The organism is Tsukamurella sp. PLM1 (assembly GCF_023168325.1).
GTDB lineage: Bacteria > Actinomycetota > Actinomycetes > Mycobacteriales > Mycobacteriaceae > Tsukamurella.
Genome location: NZ_AP025688.1, coordinates 454,477 through 472,088 on the forward strand (window position 1 = coordinate 454,477; position 17,612 = coordinate 472,088).

The 17,612-nt window shown below is 71.2% G+C and carries 19 protein-coding genes and 1 pseudogene; 10 read left to right on the plus strand and 10 right to left on the minus strand.

The features are described 5' to 3' along the window. Window positions 1-4 precede the first annotated feature (4 nt). Window positions 5-928 carry an EamA family transporter RarD gene (rarD, locus tag MTP03_RS02315; protein ID WP_248490444.1) on the minus strand — a complete coding sequence of 308 codons (924 nt, stop codon included), beginning with the start codon at window positions 926-928 and terminating at the stop codon, window positions 5-7. A gap of 85 nt (window positions 929-1,013) precedes the next feature. Here rarD and cysS point away from each other — a divergent pair, with 85 nt between their 5' ends. From cysS to MTP03_RS02330, 3 genes are all read left to right on the plus strand, one after another. Continuing rightward, on the plus strand, window positions 1,014-2,408 hold the full coding sequence (cysS, locus tag MTP03_RS02320; RefSeq protein ID WP_248490445.1) for a cysteine--tRNA ligase: 1,395 nt from the start codon (window positions 1,014-1,016) through the stop codon (window positions 2,406-2,408). A gap of 11 nt (window positions 2,409-2,419) precedes the next feature. Further along, the gene (gene rlmB, locus MTP03_RS02325) at window positions 2,420-3,388 is read left to right on the plus strand and encodes a 23S rRNA (guanosine(2251)-2'-O)-methyltransferase RlmB (protein WP_248490451.1); all 969 of its coding nucleotides are present in this window, start codon (window positions 2,420-2,422) and stop codon (window positions 3,386-3,388) included. A 62-nt stretch (window positions 3,389-3,450) separates the two neighbouring features. Further along, window positions 3,451-4,047 carry a TetR/AcrR family transcriptional regulator gene (locus tag MTP03_RS02330; protein ID WP_371820858.1) on the plus strand — a complete coding sequence of 199 codons (597 nt, stop codon included), beginning with the start codon at window positions 3,451-3,453 and terminating at the stop codon, window positions 4,045-4,047. A gap of 12 nt (window positions 4,048-4,059) precedes the next feature. Here MTP03_RS02330 and MTP03_RS02335 read toward each other — a convergent pair whose 3' ends face one another. From MTP03_RS02335 to MTP03_RS02355, 5 genes are all read right to left on the minus strand, one after another. Further along, entirely contained in the window at window positions 4,060-4,815 is a 756-nt protein-coding gene (locus MTP03_RS02335; RefSeq protein ID WP_248490452.1) for a LamB/YcsF family protein, read from the minus strand. Then, complete coding sequence (locus MTP03_RS02340; protein ID WP_248490453.1) at window positions 4,812-5,711, minus strand: metal ABC transporter permease; 900 nt, start codon at window positions 5,709-5,711, stop codon at window positions 4,812-4,814. The genes MTP03_RS02335 and MTP03_RS02340 overlap by 4 nt, the downstream gene beginning before the upstream one ends. Then, window positions 5,712-6,485, minus strand: coding sequence for a metal ABC transporter ATP-binding protein (locus MTP03_RS02345; protein WP_248490457.1), 774 nt, complete (start codon window positions 6,483-6,485; stop codon window positions 5,712-5,714). It abuts the gene before it with no gap. Next, a complete protein-coding gene (locus MTP03_RS02350; protein ID WP_248490462.1) occupies window positions 6,482-7,375 on the minus strand; it encodes a metal ABC transporter solute-binding protein, Zn/Mn family in 894 nt (297 codons plus the stop codon). Before MTP03_RS02350 ends, MTP03_RS02345 begins: the two co-directional genes overlap by 4 nt. A gap of 106 nt (window positions 7,376-7,481) precedes the next feature. Beyond that, window positions 7,482-7,913 (minus strand): nuclear transport factor 2 family protein, encoded by a 432-nt coding sequence (locus tag MTP03_RS02355; RefSeq protein WP_248490467.1) that lies wholly within the window; start codon window positions 7,911-7,913, stop codon window positions 7,482-7,484. A gap of 70 nt (window positions 7,914-7,983) precedes the next feature. Between MTP03_RS02355 and MTP03_RS02360 the strand changes: the two genes are divergently transcribed. After that, window positions 7,984-8,541 carry a PadR family transcriptional regulator gene (locus tag MTP03_RS02360; protein ID WP_248490470.1) on the plus strand — a complete coding sequence of 186 codons (558 nt, stop codon included), beginning with the start codon at window positions 7,984-7,986 and terminating at the stop codon, window positions 8,539-8,541. A gap of 24 nt (window positions 8,542-8,565) precedes the next feature. Here the strand turns inward: MTP03_RS02360 and MTP03_RS02365 are convergent, their stop codons facing one another. Continuing rightward, window positions 8,566-9,537, minus strand: coding sequence for a pirin family protein (locus MTP03_RS02365; RefSeq protein WP_248490471.1), 972 nt, complete (start codon window positions 9,535-9,537; stop codon window positions 8,566-8,568). Between the two features lie 317 nt (window positions 9,538-9,854). Here MTP03_RS02365 and MTP03_RS02370 point away from each other — a divergent pair, with 317 nt between their 5' ends. From MTP03_RS02370 to MTP03_RS02380, 3 genes are read left to right on the plus strand one after another with little or no spacing between them, the layout of a single operon-like run. Next, window positions 9,855-10,733: an alpha/beta fold hydrolase gene (locus tag MTP03_RS02370; protein WP_248490472.1), complete on the plus strand. Its 879-nt coding sequence runs from the start codon at window positions 9,855-9,857 to the stop codon at window positions 10,731-10,733. A gap of 10 nt (window positions 10,734-10,743) precedes the next feature. After that, window positions 10,744-12,057: a D-inositol-3-phosphate glycosyltransferase gene (gene mshA / locus MTP03_RS02375; RefSeq protein ID WP_248490473.1), complete on the plus strand. Its 1,314-nt coding sequence runs from the start codon at window positions 10,744-10,746 to the stop codon at window positions 12,055-12,057. Beyond that, on the plus strand, window positions 12,054-12,584 hold the full coding sequence (locus MTP03_RS02380) for a YbjN domain-containing protein (RefSeq protein ID WP_248490474.1): 531 nt from the start codon (window positions 12,054-12,056) through the stop codon (window positions 12,582-12,584). Before mshA ends, MTP03_RS02380 begins: the two co-directional genes overlap by 4 nt. Here MTP03_RS02380 and MTP03_RS02385 read toward each other — a convergent pair. After that, on the minus strand, window positions 12,532-13,026 hold the full coding sequence (locus MTP03_RS02385; RefSeq protein WP_248490476.1) for an MFS transporter: 495 nt from the start codon (window positions 13,024-13,026) through the stop codon (window positions 12,532-12,534). The two genes, MTP03_RS02380 and MTP03_RS02385, sit on opposite strands and share 53 nt — an antisense overlap. Next, window positions 13,020-14,018: an MFS transporter gene (locus tag MTP03_RS02390; protein WP_248490477.1), complete on the minus strand. Its 999-nt coding sequence runs from the start codon at window positions 14,016-14,018 to the stop codon at window positions 13,020-13,022. The genes MTP03_RS02385 and MTP03_RS02390 overlap by 7 nt, the downstream gene beginning before the upstream one ends. Window positions 14,019-14,157: 139 nt before the next feature. Between MTP03_RS02390 and MTP03_RS02395 the strand changes: the two genes are divergently transcribed. Then, on the plus strand, window positions 14,158-14,658 hold the full coding sequence (locus tag MTP03_RS02395) for a hypothetical protein (RefSeq protein WP_248490479.1): 501 nt from the start codon (window positions 14,158-14,160) through the stop codon (window positions 14,656-14,658). 65 nt (window positions 14,659-14,723) lie between these two features. Beyond that, window positions 14,724-15,502: pseudogene (nagB, locus tag MTP03_RS02400) on the plus strand (glucosamine-6-phosphate deaminase). A gap of 3 nt (window positions 15,503-15,505) precedes the next feature. Here nagB and MTP03_RS02405 read toward each other — a convergent pair. After that, window positions 15,506-16,165 (minus strand): TetR/AcrR family transcriptional regulator, encoded by a 660-nt coding sequence (locus tag MTP03_RS02405; RefSeq protein WP_248490480.1) that lies wholly within the window; start codon window positions 16,163-16,165, stop codon window positions 15,506-15,508. A gap of 86 nt (window positions 16,166-16,251) precedes the next feature. Here MTP03_RS02405 and MTP03_RS02410 point away from each other — a divergent pair, with 86 nt between their 5' ends. Next, window positions 16,252-17,607 carry an MFS transporter gene (locus tag MTP03_RS02410; RefSeq protein WP_248490481.1) on the plus strand — a complete coding sequence of 452 codons (1,356 nt, stop codon included), beginning with the start codon at window positions 16,252-16,254 and terminating at the stop codon, window positions 17,605-17,607. The last annotated feature ends 5 nt before the right edge of the window (window positions 17,608-17,612 follow it).

Sequence of the window (17,612 nt, forward strand, 5' to 3'; positions counted from 1 at the left end):
GGGGTTAGGCCGTGAGCTGCCCGGCCCGCGCGCGACGCAGCGTCACCGCGGTATCAGCCGTGAGCAGGATCAGCGCGACCCAGACGATGCCGAAGCCGATCCACCGCGCCGGCGAAACGTGCTCGCCCAGGAACAGGACCGCGCAGAGCAACTGCATGATCGGTGTTGCGAACTGGATCAGCCCGACCGTCACGAGCGGGATTCGCCGTGCCGCCGCGGCGAACAGCAGCAGCGGTACCGCGGTGGCGACGCCGGCGAACGCCAGCAGCGCGGCGTGGCCGGCGCCGTGGCGGGCGAAGTCGAGACCGCCGCCCCACGCCGCGATGCCCCCGAGCACGGCCGCGGCGATCGGCGCGAGCACTGCGGTCTCCAGGGTCAGTCCCTGCACGGCGGTCAGGTGCGCGCCGACCTTGTTCTTGACGAGTCCGTACAGCCCGAACGAGAAGGCGAGCGCCAGCGCGCTCACGGGGAACCGACCGGCCGCCACGGCCAGGTAGACGAACGCGAGGACGCCGATGCCGACGGCGATCCACTGCAGCGGCCGCAGCCGCTCGCGGAGAACGACGACGCCGAGAGCGACCGTCACCAGCGGGTTGAGGAAGTAGCCGAGCGCCGCGTCCGACGTGTGCCCCGACGTGACCGCCACGATGTAGACGATCCAATTGGTCGAGATGAGCAGCGCGGCGATCGTCACCCCGGCCAACAACCGCGGCCGGCGCAGTACCGCCCGGATCCACGCGAAATCCCGCATGACCAGCAGGATCACGGCGCACAGCAGGAGCGTCCACAAGATCCGGTGGGCCAGGATCTCCCACGAACCGGTGGGTGAGAGCGCATCGAAATAGAGCGGGAACAGCCCCCACAGCAGGTACGCGCCGATGCCCATGACGGTGCCGCGGGTCACCTCGGAGACGTCGCGATCAGGCACCGAATGATCCTACCTATCTGTCGAGGTGACTGAGAAGTAGCTCGTGTGCCGGTCGGGGATGCACGGCACCGTAGAATCAATCGGCGTGACGCTGCGCCTTTACGACTCCCTGACCCGCGAGGTCCGTGACTTCGTGCCCCTCGTGGACGGGAAGGCGGGCATCTACCTCTGCGGCGCGACGGTTCAGGGCGTTCCCCACATCGGCCACATCCGCAGCGGGGTCGCCTTCGACGTGCTGCGCCGCTGGCTGCTCGCGAAGGGCCTGGACGTGGCCTTCGTACGCAACGTGACCGACATCGACGACAAGATCCTCCGCAAGGCAGCCGACGCGGGCCGCCCGTGGTGGGAATGGGCCGCGACGCACGAGCGCGAGTTCACCCGCGCCTACGACGCGCTCGGCGTGCTGCCCCCGTCGGCGGAGCCGCGGGCCACGGGCTTCATCACCCAGATGGTCACCTACATGGAGCGGATGATCGAGCGCGGGCACGCGTACGCGGCCGGGGGCGACGTCTACTTCGACGTCCGCTCCCTCCCGACCTACGGCGAGCTGAGTCGGCAGAAGGTCGACGACGTGCACCAGGGCGAGTCGGCGGCCACCGGCAAGCGCGATCCGCTGGACTTCACGCTGTGGAAGGCCGCGAAGCCGGGCGAGCCCAGCTGGCCGTCGCCGTGGGGCGACGGCCGACCGGGCTGGCACCTCGAATGCTCGGCGATGGCGACGAGCTACCTGGGCGCGCAGTTCGACATTCACTGCGGCGGCATCGACCTGATCTTCCCGCACCACGAGAACGAGATCGCCCAGGCGCACGGCGCGGGAGACGGGTTCGCGAACTACTGGCTGCACAACGGCTGGGTCACCATGTCGGGCGAGAAGATGAGCAAGTCGCTCGGCAACGTCGTCTCGATCCCCAACCTGCTCACCCAGGTGCGTGCCGTCGAGCTGCGCTACTACCTGGGCTCGGCGCACTACCGGTCGATGCAGGAGTACTCGGCCGGCGCGCTGCAGGAGGCAGTCACGGCGTACGGGCGGATCGAGGCGTTCGTGCGGCGCACCGTCGAACGGGCGGGGGAGGTGGAGCTCGGCGACTGGACCGAGGGCTTCGCCGTCGCGCTCGACGACGATCTCGGCGTACCGTCGGCGCTGGCGGAGGTACACGGCGCGGTACGGGCCGGGAACGCGGCGCTTGAGTCGGGCGATCTCGACGAGGCGCGTCGGCTCGCGGGCGCGGTGCGGGCCATGACGGCGATCCTCGGCGTCGATCCGCTGGACCCGCACTGGGTGACGGAGAACGCCGGCGACGGTCAGGCCATGGACGCCCTCGGCGTGCTGGTGCAGGCCGAACTCGAGCGGCGGGCCGCCGCCCGCGCGGAGAAGAACTGGACGGAGGCCGACGCGTCGCGGGACCGGCTGCACGCCGCGGGCATCGAGGTGACCGACGGGGCCGACGGCTCCGCATGGACCCTGAAGACGAACAAGTAGGAGTCGGACTGATGGCAGGCAATTCGCAGCGCCGCGGCGCGGTCCGCAAGGCGGGCACCAAGAAGGGACAGGTCCAGGGCTCGGGCGGCGTCCGGCGCCGCGGGCTCGAGGGGCGCGGCGCGACGCCCGCCGCCAAGGACCGCCCGTACCACCCCGCGCACAAGAAGGCCCGGGCCGCGGCGAAGGCGGCGGCCAATCCGCAGCGCCGCCCGTCGAAGGTGGCGGGCCGCGCGCCGGAGGACGGTCCCGAGTACGTGCTCGGCCGCAACCCCGTCGTCGAGTGCCTCCGGGCGGGTGTTCCCGCGACGGCCCTCTACGTGGCAGTCGGCTCGCAGAACGACGAGCGGCTCACCGAGTCGGTGCAGATCGCCGCGGACAAGGGCATCGCGATCCTCGAGGTGCAGCGCGGCGAACTGGACCGGATGAGCGACAACGGCCTGCACCAGGGCATCGCACTGCAGGTGCCGCCGTACACCTACGCCCACCCCGACGACCTGCTCGCCCGCGCGCAGGACCGCGGCGAGGCGCCGCTCATCGTCGCTCTCGACAACATCACCGACCCCCGCAACCTCGGCGCGGTGATCCGCTCGACCGCCGCGTTCGGCGGGCACGGCGTGGTCATCCCGGGCCGACGGTCCGCCGCCGTCACCGCCGTCACCTGGCGCACGTCCGCGGGCGCCGCGGCGCGCCTGCCCGTCGCGCAGGCGCCGAACCTCAACCGCACGCTCGCCGACTACGCGGCGGCGGGCCTCCAGATCGTGGGGCTCGACGCGGGCGGCGACGTGGCCCTGGACGACTACCGCGCCGACACCGGCGTGGTCGTGGTCGTGGGCAGCGAGGGCAAGGGCCTGTCGCGGCTGGTCCGCGAGAACTGCGATTCGATCCTGTCGATCCCGATCGCGTCGTCGGTCGAATCGCTGAACGCGTCCGTCGCGGCCGGCGTGGTGCTGGCGGAGTTCGCGCGGCAGCGACGGCGGTGAGCCGCGTCCGCTGACCTCAGAGTTTCGCGCTAACGATAACGGTTGCCCGTTAGTCTGATCGGGTGACGTCGCTGGAGGAACGGCAGGAGCACCGGCGCCGGGCGATGCTCGACGCCGGGGTCGATCTCCTGGGCAGCGGGGACCGGAGCGCGCTCTCGGTGCGCACCGTGTGCCGGTCGACGGGGATCACCGAGCGCTACTTCTACGAGGCGTTCGGCACCCGGGACGCGTTCGCGCGCGCCGTGTTCGACGACGTGACCGACCGGGCGAGGGAGGCGCTCGTCGGCGCGGTCCGCGAGACCACGGACGCCACGGATCCCGCCGAGATCGCGGCCGCCGCCGTCGCCGCGTTCGTGGAGTTGGTGATCGACAACCCGCGAGCCGGGCGCGTGCTGTTGCTCGCGCCGTACCGGGAGGCGGCGCTGTCCGAGCGCGGTCTCAGCAGGTTGCCGGACTTCTTCGCCGTGGTGGCGGCCGCACTGCCCGGCGACGTGGGCGAGAACACGAGACGACTCGTGGCCGTCGGGCTCGTCGGGGCGCTGACGGCGATCTTCACCGAGTACCTGTCCGGCCGTCTCGACGTGGCGCGGGCCGAGCTGGTCGCGCACTGTGTACGTCTCGTCGCCACGGCGCCCGTGCGCTTCTCCGACGCGGAGTGACCCGCCGCCGTCTCAGCGGGTGAACGGCCGTACGACGCCGGCGACGTCGAGCACGGCGCGCAGGCGTTCGGCCACGGCGACGGCGGCGGGATTGTCGCCGTGCACGCATACGGATTCGGGCGCCACGCGCACCTCGGTGCCGTCGATCGCTTCGACGGTGCCGTCCACCACCATCCGCAGCACGCGTGCGGCGATCTCGTCGGGGTCGTGCAGTACCGCGCCGGGCTGCGAGCGGGGGACGAGCGCACCGTCGGGCAGGTAGGCGCGGTCGGCGAACGCCTCCCGCACCCCGCGCAGCCCCGCCGCCTCCGCGTACGCCAGGAAGGCCGAGCCGGGCAGCCCCAGGACGGGCAGGGCGGGGTCGCACGCGCGCACGCCGTCGACGACGGCCTGTGCCTGCGCCTCGTCGGTGACGATCCGGTTGTACAGCGCGCCGTGCGGTTTCACGTATTCGACGGTGCCGCCCACACTCCGGGCGATCGCCTGCAACGCGCCGATCTGGTAGATCACGTCGGAGGTGAGGTCCTCCGCCGGGACGTCGATCGCGCGCCGCCCGAAGCCGCGCAGGTCGGCGTACCCGACCTGGGCGCCGACCGCGACGCCGTTCTCCACAGCGGCCGCGCACGTCTGACGCAGCATGGTCGGGTCGCCGGCATGGAAGCCGCACGCGATGTTCGCGGACGTCACCACCCGCAGCAGCGCCGCGTCGTCGCCGAGGCGCCACGCGCCGTACGACTCGCCGCAATCGGCGTTCAGGTCGACTCTCACGCCTTCGACGGTAGCGCGTGCCGGCAGTCGTGCGACTCCTCGACGGGGGCGACGGTGCCGCGGCGCCCGCGCTGCCCGAGCAGGCGGCACACCATGTAGATCGCGAACGAGATGGACGTGACGAACACCGACACCGGCAGCGCCGGGGCGAGCGAGACGATGATGCCGCCGACGGCGGAGACCAGCGCGAACGTCAGCGAGAGCAGCGTCGCCCTGCCGGGGGAGCTGGTGACCCGAGCGGCGGCGGCCGCGGGCGTGATCAGCAGGCTCATCACCAGCAGCGCGCCCACGATCTGCACGCCCTGCGCGGCCGCGGCACCGACGAGCATCGCGAACACCACCGACAGCGCCTTCACGGGCACCCCGTGCGCGGCGGCCACGTCCGGGTCGGTCGAGAGGAACAGCAGCGGCCGGTAGATGAGCGCGAGGATCCCCAGCACTACGACCGTGGTGATCGCCATGAGCTTCACGCCGTCGAGCCCGACGGCCACCACCTGGCCCGTGAGCAGAGCGAACGCGGTGCCCTGCCGGCCGGGGTAGAGCGCCAGGAACAGCACCGACAGGCCCAGCCCGAACGCCATGATCACGGCGATCACCGAGTCGCGTTCGCGCGCGTACACGCCGAGCAGACCGAACAGTAGCCCCGCCACCAGTGCGCCGAGCAGCGCGCCGGCGCCCACGTTGAATCCGACGAGCAGCGCGAACGCGGCGCCGGTGAGCGAGAGCTCGGAGGTGCCGTGCACGCTGAACGCCATCTGCCGCGACACGATCAGGGGGCCCATGATGCCCGCGAGTACCCCGAGCAGCGCCGCGGCGAGCAGCGCCTGCTGGATGAACGGCTGCTGCAGCAGTTCCCAGGTGAGTGAGAAGTTCGTCAGTTCGCGCAGGTGGTCCATCTACTCTCCTCCCACGACGACGAGCCGGTCGCGTACGTGCAGCACGTCGACCGGCGTGCGGTACAGCCGGGTCAGCCGCTCCGACGTCATCACCTCGGCGGTCGGGCCCACCTCGAACCGGCCGTCCACCAGGTAGAGCACGCGGTCGCAGTAGGGGAGCACGGGGTTGATCTCGTGGGTCACGAAGAGTACCGCGGTCTCGTGCTCGCGGCGGCGCCGTTCGATCAGCGAGACCGCCAGCTGCTGGTGGCCGGGGTCGAGCGAGAGCAGTGGCTCGTCGCACAGCAGGATCGTCGGGTCCGATGCCAGGGCCTGCGCCACGCGCAGCCGCTGCTGCTCGCCGCCGGACAGCGAGCCGACGGGCGCGTCCGCGAACGGCTCGGCATCCACCTGGCGCAGCGCCGTGTCGACGGCTCGCCGCCGGGCCGCCCGGCCTCGCAGGCCCAGGCCCCAGGAGGCACCGTCGAACCCGAGGCCCACCAGGTCGCGCCCGCGCAGGGGCACAGCACCGTCGAGGGCCCGCTGCTGGGGGATGTAGCCGATCCGGCCGCGGACCTGCGCGGTGCCGGACGAGAGCTCGGCCTGCCCTAGCAGCACCCGCAGTAGCGACGTCTTGCCGGCGCCGTTGGGGCCGAGCACGGCCACGAACTCGCCGGGTGCGATGTCGAGATCCAGGCCGTCCCACAGAGTGCGGTCGGCGTAGCGCAGGGCCGCGTCGCGCAGGCTGATGACCGGTCCGCCGCCCGACGGTGCGCCGTCCGACTGTCCGCTCACGGGCGCGGCTTGAGCGCGTCGGTGAGTCGCGTGATGTTGTCCGACTGCCAGGCGACGTAGTCGTCGACGCCCTCGGGCAGCGACTCGGTGACCTCGACCACGGGCACCCGGGCGGCCTCGGCGGTCGCGGCGAGCGCCGTGGTGACGGGGTTCTCGGTCTGCGAGTTCAGGACGACCGCGCGCACCTGCTTGCCGGTGACCAGCGCGTTCGCGGCCGCGATGTCGGCGGGGGCCGGGTCGGTGCCGGACTCGATCGCGGCGGTGTAGCGCGGCGGCGCGGCGTCGGTGAGGCCCGCGAGGGCCAGCAGGTAGCCGGCGACGGGCTCGGTGGCGGCGACCTTGGCGCCGGGGTTGGCCTGGCCGATCCCGCGCGCCCGGCTGATCACGCCGTCGAGCTTCGTGCCGAACTCCTTGGCCCGGTTCTCGTACCCGGCGCGGTGCTCGGCGTCCTTCTCGCCGAGGGCGTGCGCGACGGCGGTCGCGACCTTCTGCATGGTGGGTAGGTCGTAGAAGACGTGCTCGTTCTCGCCCTTGGGGTCCTGCAGGCCCACGGCGTCGACCTTCGCGGCGGCGGCGCCATCGGCGGCCTTCTCCATGTATGCGTCGTAGTGGCCGCCGTTGAACACCAGCACGGACGCCTGCTTGATCTTCAGCGTGTCCTGGGCCGAGGGCTCGAACTCGTGCGGATCGCCGGTGGGGTTCGCGAACAGGGAGGTCACCGTCGCGTCGTCGCCGGCGACCGCCGTCGCGATCGCGCCGTAGACGTCGGTCGAGGCCACGACCGCGGGCTTACCGTCGGTGTCCGACGACGCCGGGCCGCAAGCGGTGAGCGCCAGGGTGGCGACGACGGTGCCGGCCACGGCCCCGGCGAGACGGTTGCGGATGCGCACGACTGCTCCTTACAGAACGGAAATGAAAACCGTTCCCAAGAATAGCGCGGGGAGGCGTCCCGCGCCAATCGCGCGGACCGGGTCGGACGGTGCGCTCAGCCCGCGCCTAGCCCTTCGATCCGTCTCCTGCCTCGCCCTGCGCTTCGGCCTCCGCGGCGGCGGTGGCGTCCTCGACGATCGACGGGAACTGCGCGCCCATCGCCTCGGAGAGTGCCTGCGCCGCGGACAGCGGGCGCACCATCACCATGAAGTCGTCGATCTTGCCGTCGGCGTTCACGTGGATGAAGTCGCATCCGGTGATCTTCTTGCCGCCGACCGCGGCCTCGAAGACCAGGGCGTGGTCGTCGTCGTCGTTGATCTCGCGCACGTAGCGGAAGTCGTCGAAGACGCGCAGTACGCCGCGCAGGATCGCCGCGGTGATGTGCCGGCCCTCGTAGGGCTTGAAGGCCACCGGGCTGGTGAACGTCACGTCGTCGGCCAGCAGGCCGTCGAAAGCCTCGGCATCGCGGGCCTCGACGGCGGCACGGAACTCACGCATGGCAACTCCTAGTAAATTAGTTGAGTAGGTGCAGGCGATTATAGGCAACTAATTGACTAGAATGGAAGGTATGGCGCTGCGGCACGCGATCGAATCCACCCTTCTCGTGCTGGGGGAGGCGTCGGGGTACGACCTGTCCAAGGAGTTCGACGGTGCCCGTGCCAACTTCTGGGTGGCCACGCCGCAGCAGCTCTATCGGGAGCTGGACCGGATGGAGTCCGACGGGGCCATCGTCGCGCGGATCGTCGAGCAGGAGAAGCGGCCGAACAAGCGTGTCTTCCGGCTCGCCGACGCCGGCTGCGCCGAGCTCGCCGAGTTCACCGCGACCACCCCGCGGGCGACGGCGATCCGCGACGAGCTGATGGTGCAGGTGCAGGCCGTCGAGGTGGGCGACCCCGCCGCGGTGTGCGCGGCCGTGCGCGCGCACCGCGACGCGTCCGCCGCGAAGCTCACCTACTACGAGCGGATCGAGCGCACCTGGCTCGGAGACCGCGGCCGCGACGAACTCCTCGCCGACCGTCACCTCGGCGGCCCGTATCTGACGCTGCTGCGCGGGTTGTCCTTCGAGCGGGAGAACGTGGCCTGGGCGGAGCTGGCGCTGCCGGTGCTGCGCGCCCGGATCGCCTGACGCGCGGCCCGGTCGTGCCGGGGCTCAGCGCACGACGTGCGGCATGAGGGCGTCGGGCGGGATCACGCCGAACTTTCCGGCGTTGTAGTCCTCCAGTGCCTGCACGAGCTCGGCCTTGGTGTTCATCACGAACGGGCCGTACTGCGCGACGGGCTCGCGGATCGGCCGGCCGCCGAGGATCAGCACCTCCATCGCGGGCCGGTTCGAGTCCTGCGACTCGTCGGCGGCCACCGTGATCCGGTCGCCGGGGCCGAGCTGCGCGAGCTGGCCCTGGTGGATCGGGTGCCCCACGGGCCCGACGGTGCCCTTGCCGCTCAGCACGTAGACCAGCGCGTTGAAGTCCCGGTTCCACGGCAGCGATGCCTCGGCGCCGGGCGTGATGGTCGCGTGCACGAAGTTGATCGGCGTGCGGGTGGAGCCGGGGCCGGCGTGCCCGTCGACCTCGCCCGCGACGATGCGGATCAGCGCGCCGCCGTCCTGTGTGGTGACGAGCGTGGTCTGGCTGCCCTCGAGGTTCTGGTACGCGGGCGTCGTGAACTTCTCCGACTTGGGGAGGTTCACCCACAGCTGGATGCCGTGGAAGGTGCCGCCCGATTCGACGAGCTCCGCGGGCGGGGTCTCGATGTGCAGGATCCCGGAGCCGGCGGTCATCCACTGGGTGGCGCCGTCGGTGATGAGTCCGCCGCCGCCGTGGCTGTCCTGGTGCTGGAACAGGCCGTCGATCATGTACGTCACGGTCTCGAAGCCGCGGTGCGGGTGCCAACTCGTGCCCTTGGGCTCGCCGGGCTCGTACTCGACCTCGCCCATCTGGTCCATGTGGACGAACGGGTCGAGGTCGCGCGGGTGGACGCCGGCGAAGGCGCGGACCACGGGGAATCCCTCGCCCTCGTGGCCCCGGGGCCCGGTCGTGATCTTCCGGACCGGTCGTTCGGTCTCCGACGGTGCCGCCGCTGCGATGCGGGGCAGGGTGAGAGTGTCTGCGGTGACGGCGGGCATGTCGTCCTCCTCGATTGGCTGGTGACGCTGACACTATCATCAACCGGACTGTAGTCCGATTAATTCCGGGAGTTCGTCCGCTCTTCTCCCACGGCGTCGAGTGGTTCCCACGCGTCCTCCCGCGGTGCTCAACTGTTCCCGCGGCGCTGACTGGTTCCCGCGCGTCCTCCCGCGGTGCTCAACTGTTCCGCGGCTGCCATGGTCGCCGCGGGAACAGTGGGATGGAGCGGGAGTCGGCGACGCGATGATCAGCATGCGTGACTACTTGCGCAGCCGACTCGACTTCGCGCGGGAGTCGTGACGCTACTGTCGAGTCCGTGACTCGATCAGTGGGATTGGCCGTCTCGAACGACGGCACGGAGATCTTCTACGCCGACCACCCGGCGGCGGGCGCCGGCGATGCGGCACCGGCGAAGCCGGCGTTCCTGCTCGTCCACGGCTGGTCCGCCAGCTCGGACTCGTGGGGTGCGCCGCTGATCGACGCGCTCACCGCCGCCGGACACCGCGTGGTGGCCGTGGACAACCGCGGCCACGGGCGCAGCTCGGTGCCGGTGTCCGATCATCCGTACTCGAGCGAGTGCTTCGCCGACGACCTCGCCGTCGTGCGCCGCGACCTGGGCCTGCAGGAGGTGATCCTGGTCGGCTGGAGCTACGGCGGCCTCATCATCGCCGACCACCTCGCGACCCACGGCACGGACGGGGTCCGGGCCGTCGGCCTCATCGGCGCCATCACGTCCATCGGCGGCTCGAAGGAGGCCGGCCCGTTCCCCGGCGGCGTCACCGGTGAGTCCATGAACGCCGCGCTCCCCGCCGCGCTGTCCGCGCACCCCGGCAAGGCCATCACCGCCCTGGCCAAACTGCGGATGCTTCCGCACGGGTTCGACCAGGACGCGCTCGGCCCCGTCGCCCAGCAGCAGTTCGGCATCGCGCTGTCCACGCCCCCGGCCGTCCGGGGCGGCCTGTTCCGGCGCACCGTCGACCACGACGGTGATCTCGCGGCCTGGACGTTCCCCGTCCTGGTCCAGCACGGCCGGGACGACGAGGTGGTGGCACCGTCGACCGCGGAGCACCACGCGCGGATCCTGCCGAACGCGACCCTGTCCTGGTGGGACGGCGGCGGGCACGCCCTTCGTCGTCGACCCCGCCCGCAGTGCCCGCGAACTCCTCGAACTAGCGCGCTGATCGGCCGGGGTTAAGCTGGACGACGTGCCTACTGGGAAGTCCGTGGCCCCCGTGCCGCGCCGGATCGCGGTGCTGTCGGTGCACACGTCGCCGCTGGCCCAGCCCGGGACGGGTGACGCCGGCGGGATGAACGTCTACATCTGGCAGACCTCCCTCGAGCTCGCGAAGCGCGGCATCGAGGTCGAGATCTTCACCCGCGCCACCTCCTCGTCGGACCGGCCGATCGTGGAGGCCGCGCCGGGCATCCGGGTGCGCAACGTGGTCGCGGGCCCCTTCGAAGGCCTGGACAAGACGGATCTCCCGGCGCAGCTGTGCGCGTTCGCGGCTGGCGTGCAGCGCGCCGAGGCCCGCGAGGAACCCGGCTACTTCGATCTGATCCACTCGCACTACTGGCTCTCCGGCCAGGTGGGCTGGCTCGCTCGCGACCGCTGGGGCGTGCCACTGGTGCACACCGCGCACACCCTCGCCGCGGTGAAGAACGACGCCCTCGCGATCGGCGACACCGCGGAGCCGCAGGCCAGGCTCATCGGCGAGCAGCAGGTCTCCGACGAGGCCGACCGGCTCATCGTCAACACCGAGGTCGAGGCCGGCCAGCTCGCCCGGATCCACGACGTGCCGCCCGGCCGCATCGACGTCGTCTACCCCGGCGCCGACCTGAACACCTACACGCCCGGGGACGGGGCCGCCGCCCGCGCCGAGCTCGGTATCGCGCCCGACGAGCTGGTCCTCACCTTCGTCGGGCGCATCCAGCCGCACAAGGCGCCCGATCTCCTACTCCGCGCCGCTGCCCCGCTCATCCATGCGCACCCCGAGCGCCGCATCCGGCTGCTCGTGGTCGGCGGGCCGTCGGGCACGGGGCTCGAGCGTCCGGACGCGCTGATCGCGCTCGCCCGCGAGCTCGGCATCGAGCACGCCGTCACCTTCTCGCCGCCCCGCCCTCCGGCCGGGCTGGCCGAGGTCTACCGCGCGTCGGATCTCGTTGTGGTTCCCAGCTATTCGGAGTCCTTCGGGCTCGTCGCCGTCGAGGCGCAGGCCTGCGGCACGCCGGTGGTCGCGGCCAACGTGGGCGGCCTCTCGGTCGCCGTGGCCGACGGTGCCTCCGGTCGTCTCGTGGACGGCCACGACGAGGTCCGGTGGACCGCCGTCCTCGACGAGATCACCGCGGATCCCGCCCTGCGGCAGCGCCTTTCCGACGGTGCCGCGGCACACGCCGCGCAGTTCTCGTGGGCGGGCACGGCGGACGGACTGTTGCGCAGTTATGGACGCGCCATCGCGGCGCGCGACGATGCGGCCCGGACGGTGCGCCGTCGTCGCCGCAGGACGGGAGTGCGGGTATGACGAACGAGGCCGGGTCGACGTTGACGCCCGACGGGGTGGAGGCGGCGCTCGCCGAGCGGGAGCTGGAGTTCACGCGGAAGTCCGAGTCCGGCAAGGACGTCGCGCATTTCGTGATCGAGCTGCCCGGCGAGAAGAAGCTCAAGACCACCACGCTGCTCACGCTGGGCGTGCACGGGGCCCGGGTGGAGGCGTTCGTGTGCCGGCACGTCGACGAGAACTTCGAGGGCGTGTACCGCTATCTGCTGCAGCGCAACCGGCGCCTCTACGGGGTGGCCTACACGCTGGACAAGGCCGGCGACATCTACCTCACCGGGAGGTTCGCCGAACTCACCGAGGACGAGTTGGACCGGATCCTGGGCCAGGTGCTCGAAGCCGCCGACGGCGACTTCAACACCCTGCTCGAGCTCGGCTTCTCCACCGCGATCCGCCGCGAGTTCGACTGGCGCGTCTCCCGCGGCGAACCGCTGTGGAACCTCAAGCCGTTCGAGCACCTACTGCCAGAGTTCCCGGAAGACCTTCCGCAGTAGCGGTTCCGGTGTTCGCGGCCCGGGCCCGGGGAATCGCCAGGGCCACCACGGCGGCCACCGCGGCGACGACGCCGGCGATCACGAACGAGCCGGTGAACGCCGACTCCGCGGGCAGCTCGACGGCGCGCGGCGTGCCCGCGCCCAGCGTGATGGTGGTGCGGGTGAGCACCGTGGCCATCACGGCGGAGGCCACGGCGGTGCCCATGGACCGCATGAGCGAGTTCAGGCCGTTCGCGGCGGCGGATTCGGTCTCCGGTATGTTCGCCATGATCAGCGCGGGCATCGCCGAATAGGCCACGCCCACACCGCCGAACACGATCATCGAGCCCAGCGACATCTTCCACGTCGCGTCGGTCAGGCCGAGCAGCGCGAAGTAGCCGATCGCCGACATCGCGGCGCCGATCGCGAGTGTGATGCGCGCGCCGATCCGCTTGGTCAGCAACGCGGAGACGGGGAGAGGGCCATCATCACCAGGCCGCCGGGCACCATCCAGAGGCCGGCGCCCAGCATCGTCAGGCCGAGGCCGTAGTCGGTGGTCTCGGGGATCTGCAGCAGCTGCGGCATCGTCAGCATGAGCGAGAACATCGCGAAGCCGACCATGATCGAGGCGAGGTTCGTCAGCAGGATCGGCCGGCGCGCCGAGATCCGCAGGTCCACCAGGGAATCGCGGGTACGCAACTCCCACCATCCCCACGCGAGCAGCACGAGGACTCCGCCGATCGCGCAGCCGATCGTGGCCGCCGAGGTCCAGCCCCAGCTCTGCCCCTTGGTGATCGACAACAGCACGGACACCAGGCCGACGGTGAGGCCGAGCGTGCCCACCACGTCGAACCTCCCGGGGCTGAGGGTCGGCGATTCCGGGACCACCACGTACACCAGGCCGAGGGTGACGATGCCCAGCGCGAGCGAGAACCAGAACAGGGTGTGGTAGTCGAAGTGCTCCGAGATGTAGGCGCCGAACGGGATTCCGATCGCACCGCCCACGCTGAGCATCGCCGACATGAGCGCGACGGCGCCGGGGATCTTGCGGGCGTGCAACTCGTCGCGCATGAGCGAGATGCCCACGGGCACGAGGCCCATGGCGAATCCCTGGAACGAGCGGCCGACCACCGTGAGCAGGAGCGTGTGCGAGAGCGCGCAGATCAGCGAGCCCGCGATCAGGCTCAGCAGGCTGGTGAGCAGGATCAGGCGCTTGCCGTACATGTCGCCGAGGCGGCCGGCGATGGGCATCGCCACCGAGGAGGCGAGCAGGGTCGAGGTGATCACCCAGGACGCGTTGTCCGAGGTGGTGTCGAGGAGGTGCGGCAGTTGCCCCACGAGGGGCACCACCAGCGATTGCATGAGGGAGGCCAGGAGGCCGCCGAGGCACAGGACGGCGATGAGGAGGCCGTCCGACGATGCTCCCGCGCGGTTCCGGCGAAGCGTGGCTGTCATGCCGGAAACCGTAGTTGCAACATACAACCTAAGCAACCGGATGCGGCGCGCATCACCCGCGCCGGGGGTACTGTGACGTGCATTAATGCGGGGCCGCGAACCGCCGCGAATCGGGCTTTCCGGCCCTAGTGTCGAGGGCGTGAACTCCACGACGAAGCTCCGCGCCGGCGCCGCACTGCTCCTCGCGGCCGTCGTGGTTCCGATCCTGCTGGTCCTCACGCTCACGCTGCCGCAATTCCGGCTCGACGCGCAGTCGATCCCGCTCGACGGTGCGCCGCACGTAGTCGAACTGCCGGCCGGTGCCGAGTACGCGGTCCTCGCCGCGACGCGGACCAAGGAGGGCGCACCGTCGTGCGTGCTGACCGGACCCGATGGTGCGCCGATCCCGTTGCGTGAGGTGTCCGGGGGTGTCACGGTGGAGAACCGGATGGTGCTGCGCGTCTTCGACACGGGCGCCGGCACGGTCGCGGCGACGTGCCCGCCGACGCCGGGATACACGGAGGTCGTGCTCGGGAAGCGACCCGACATGCCGCGCCTGCTGGGCGGGATCTTCGGCGCCTTCGGCTTCGCGCTCCTGGTGGGCGGGCCGGGCCTGATGCTGCTCATCGGCGGTCTCCGGGGTCGCGCACGGAACGCCTGATTTTGGTTATGACCAGTTTTGCTGATCTGCGGATACTCGAGGTGAATACACTCTAGGATGGCCGCATGGAAATCGTGATCCGCCCGACTCCCGCCGACGTTGCCGTCACCGCCGCCGACATCGTGGCCGACCACGTGCGCCGTGGTCCCGCCGTGCTCGGGCTGGCGACCGGTTCCACCCCGCTCGCCACGTACTCCGAGCTCATCCGCCGCCACCGCGACGAGGGTCTGAGCTTCAAGGACTGCGTCTCGTTCAACCTCGACGAGTACGTGGGGCTGCCGAAGGGCACCCCGAGAGCTACCGCGAGGTGATCCGCAAGGAGTTCACCTCGCACGTCGACATCCCCGACGCCAAGGTCGAGGGCCCCGACGGCACGGCCGCCGACATCGCGGCCGAGGCGAAGCGCTACGAGGATGCGATCAAGGCCGCGGGCGGTGTGGACGTGCAGTTGCTGGGCATCGGCACCGACGGGCACATCGGCTTCAACGAGCCCGTCTCGTCGCTGGCCTCGCGCACCCGGATCAAGACCCTGACGACGCAGACCCGTGAGGACAACGCCCGCTTCTTCGCCTCGATCGACGAGGTGCCGATCCACGTGCTCACCCAGGGCCTCGGCACCATCTCCGAGGCGGAGCACCTACTGCTGCTCGCCACCGGCGAGGGCAAGGCCGAGGCAATCGCGGCCACCGTCGAGGAGCCGGTGGCCGCGATCAACCCCGCGTCGGTGCTGCAGTTCCATCCGCACGTCACCGTCGTGATCGACGAGGCCGCGGCGTCGCAGCTGCGGCTGCGGGATTACTACGTCCACGTGCTCGCGAACAAGCCGGCGAATCAGCCGTTCTAGGGCTCAGGGCCCCTCGGGTCCGAACAGGCCCGCCATCAGCGCTGCGAGGCTCGCGGCGAAGTCGTCGACGGTGGCGGGCTCCGCATCGAGGTCCGCGCTCGCGCGCGGGTTCGGTACCGCGTCGCCCGGCATCGTTCCGACGAGTTCGTCCATGCGGTCGTGCGTCAGCGGCGTCCCCTCCGCCCGCTGACGCAGGTGGGAGAGCACGCTCCCGAGCGTCAGGCTCCAGAGTGCGCGGTAGGCCGAGAGCGCTGCGGCGCGGTCGCCGGTGAGCTCGTACGTCGCGCCCATCACGGCGTCGGTGAGCAGGAGTGCGCCCCGGCCGATCCGCTGCGGCCGGATGAGTGCCTCGGGCACCCACGGGTGCGCCGTGAGCGCCTCGTAGAGGGTGGTCATCGCCAGCCGGATGCAGGCGCGCGGCTCCTCGGGGAAGGCGATCGCCGCGAAGGGCTCCGCGATCGCGTCGAGCGCCAGCGCGAGCAGGTTCTCCTTGTCGTCCACGTGCCGGTACAGCGCCATGGTGGTCACGCCCAGGTCTCCGGCGAGTTCCTTCATGGTGAGCCCGTCGACGCCGGCCTCGTCGAGCCGGACGAGAGCCCGTTCGACGATCCGTTCCCGCGTGATGCTGGGCGGGCGGCCGCGGCGTGGCGTGATCTGGCGCATGCCCACATTCTGTCGGAGAGGTCTTGTGGGCGCGCAGAACTGAGGCTACCCTTCCAATTTATGTTACTAGATACACAAAAACTCCGGTGCGGGCCGCGCTCCTCCTCGCCGCGCTCTCCCAGTTCCTCGTCGCCTTCGACGCGTCCGTCACCAACGTCGCGCTCCGGGCGATCCGCGACGATCTGCACTTCAGTCCGCAGGGCCTGTCGTGGGTGGTCAATGCCTACGCGATCGTCTTCGGCGGGCTGCTGCTCCTCGCGGGCCGGCTCTCCGACCGGTTCGGGCCGCGCGCCCTGTTGCGCTTCGGCTTCGCGGTGTTCACGGTCGCATCGCTCTGCGCGTACCTGTGCCACGAGCCCTGGCAGGTGATCGCGGTGCGCGTGCTGCAGGGCGTGGGCGCCGCGGCGATCGCGCCGGCCGCGATCACGTCGGTCGCCCTCACATTCCGTGAACCGGCGCAGCGCGCGAAGGGATTCGCCGCCATCGCGATCGGCGCCTCCGTCGGCGGCGCGGTCGGCGTCGTGCTCTCGGGCGTGCTCACCGACGCGTTCGGCTGGCGCACCGTCATCGCCTGCGGCGCCGTGGTCTCCGCACTCGGTCTCGCGCTCACGTACGCGGCTCCCGGGCCCGTGGCGGGGGCGGACCGTCGTACCGACTGGGCGGGCGGCGTGCTCGCCACTGCGGGCCTGACGGTGCTCGCGTACGCGATCGTGGCCGCCACCGACCACGGCTGGGGTAGCGCGCGGACGCTCGGCTGGTTCGTGGTGTCCGCGGTGCTGCTCGCGGCGTTCGTCGCGGTCGAGCGGCGAACGACGGTGCCGCTGGTCGACTTCCGCGTCCTCGGCCGGCGCGCGGTGCTGGTCCCGTGCCTGGTGTTCGCCTTCGTGGTCGCGGGGCAGTTCGGCGCCTTCTACTTCGTCTCGCTGTATCTGCAGATGGGACTGGGCTATTCGGCCACCAAGACCGGGCTGATGTTCCTGCCCTTCTCCTTCGGCATCATCGTCGCCGTGCAGATCGCGACGCGCCTCCTGCCCAGGATCGGCGCCCGCCGCGTGGTCGCGATCGGCACGGCCCTGGCGACCGTGGGCTTCCTGCTCTTCGCGCCGCTCCCCGCCGACGGCGACTTCCTCACCGCGGTGCTCATCCCGTCGCTGGTCACCTCGGTGGGCATCGGCATGGTCTTCCTGCCGCTACCGAACGTCGCGACCGCGGCGGTGGCGCCCTCCGCAGCGGGCATGGTCTCGGGCGTGCTCAACACCTTTCGGCAGGTGGGCGGCGCCCTCGGGCTCGCGATCCTGGTCACGGTGTCGGCCGCGCTGAACGACGGCTCCGCCGTCCTCCCGGGCTACCGCAGCGCGCTGCTGGTCAGCGCCGGCCTCGTGGCGGCGGCGTTCGCCCTCGCGCTGCTCCTGCCCGCGAAGCACGAACGGGCCACTCGTTAGAATGG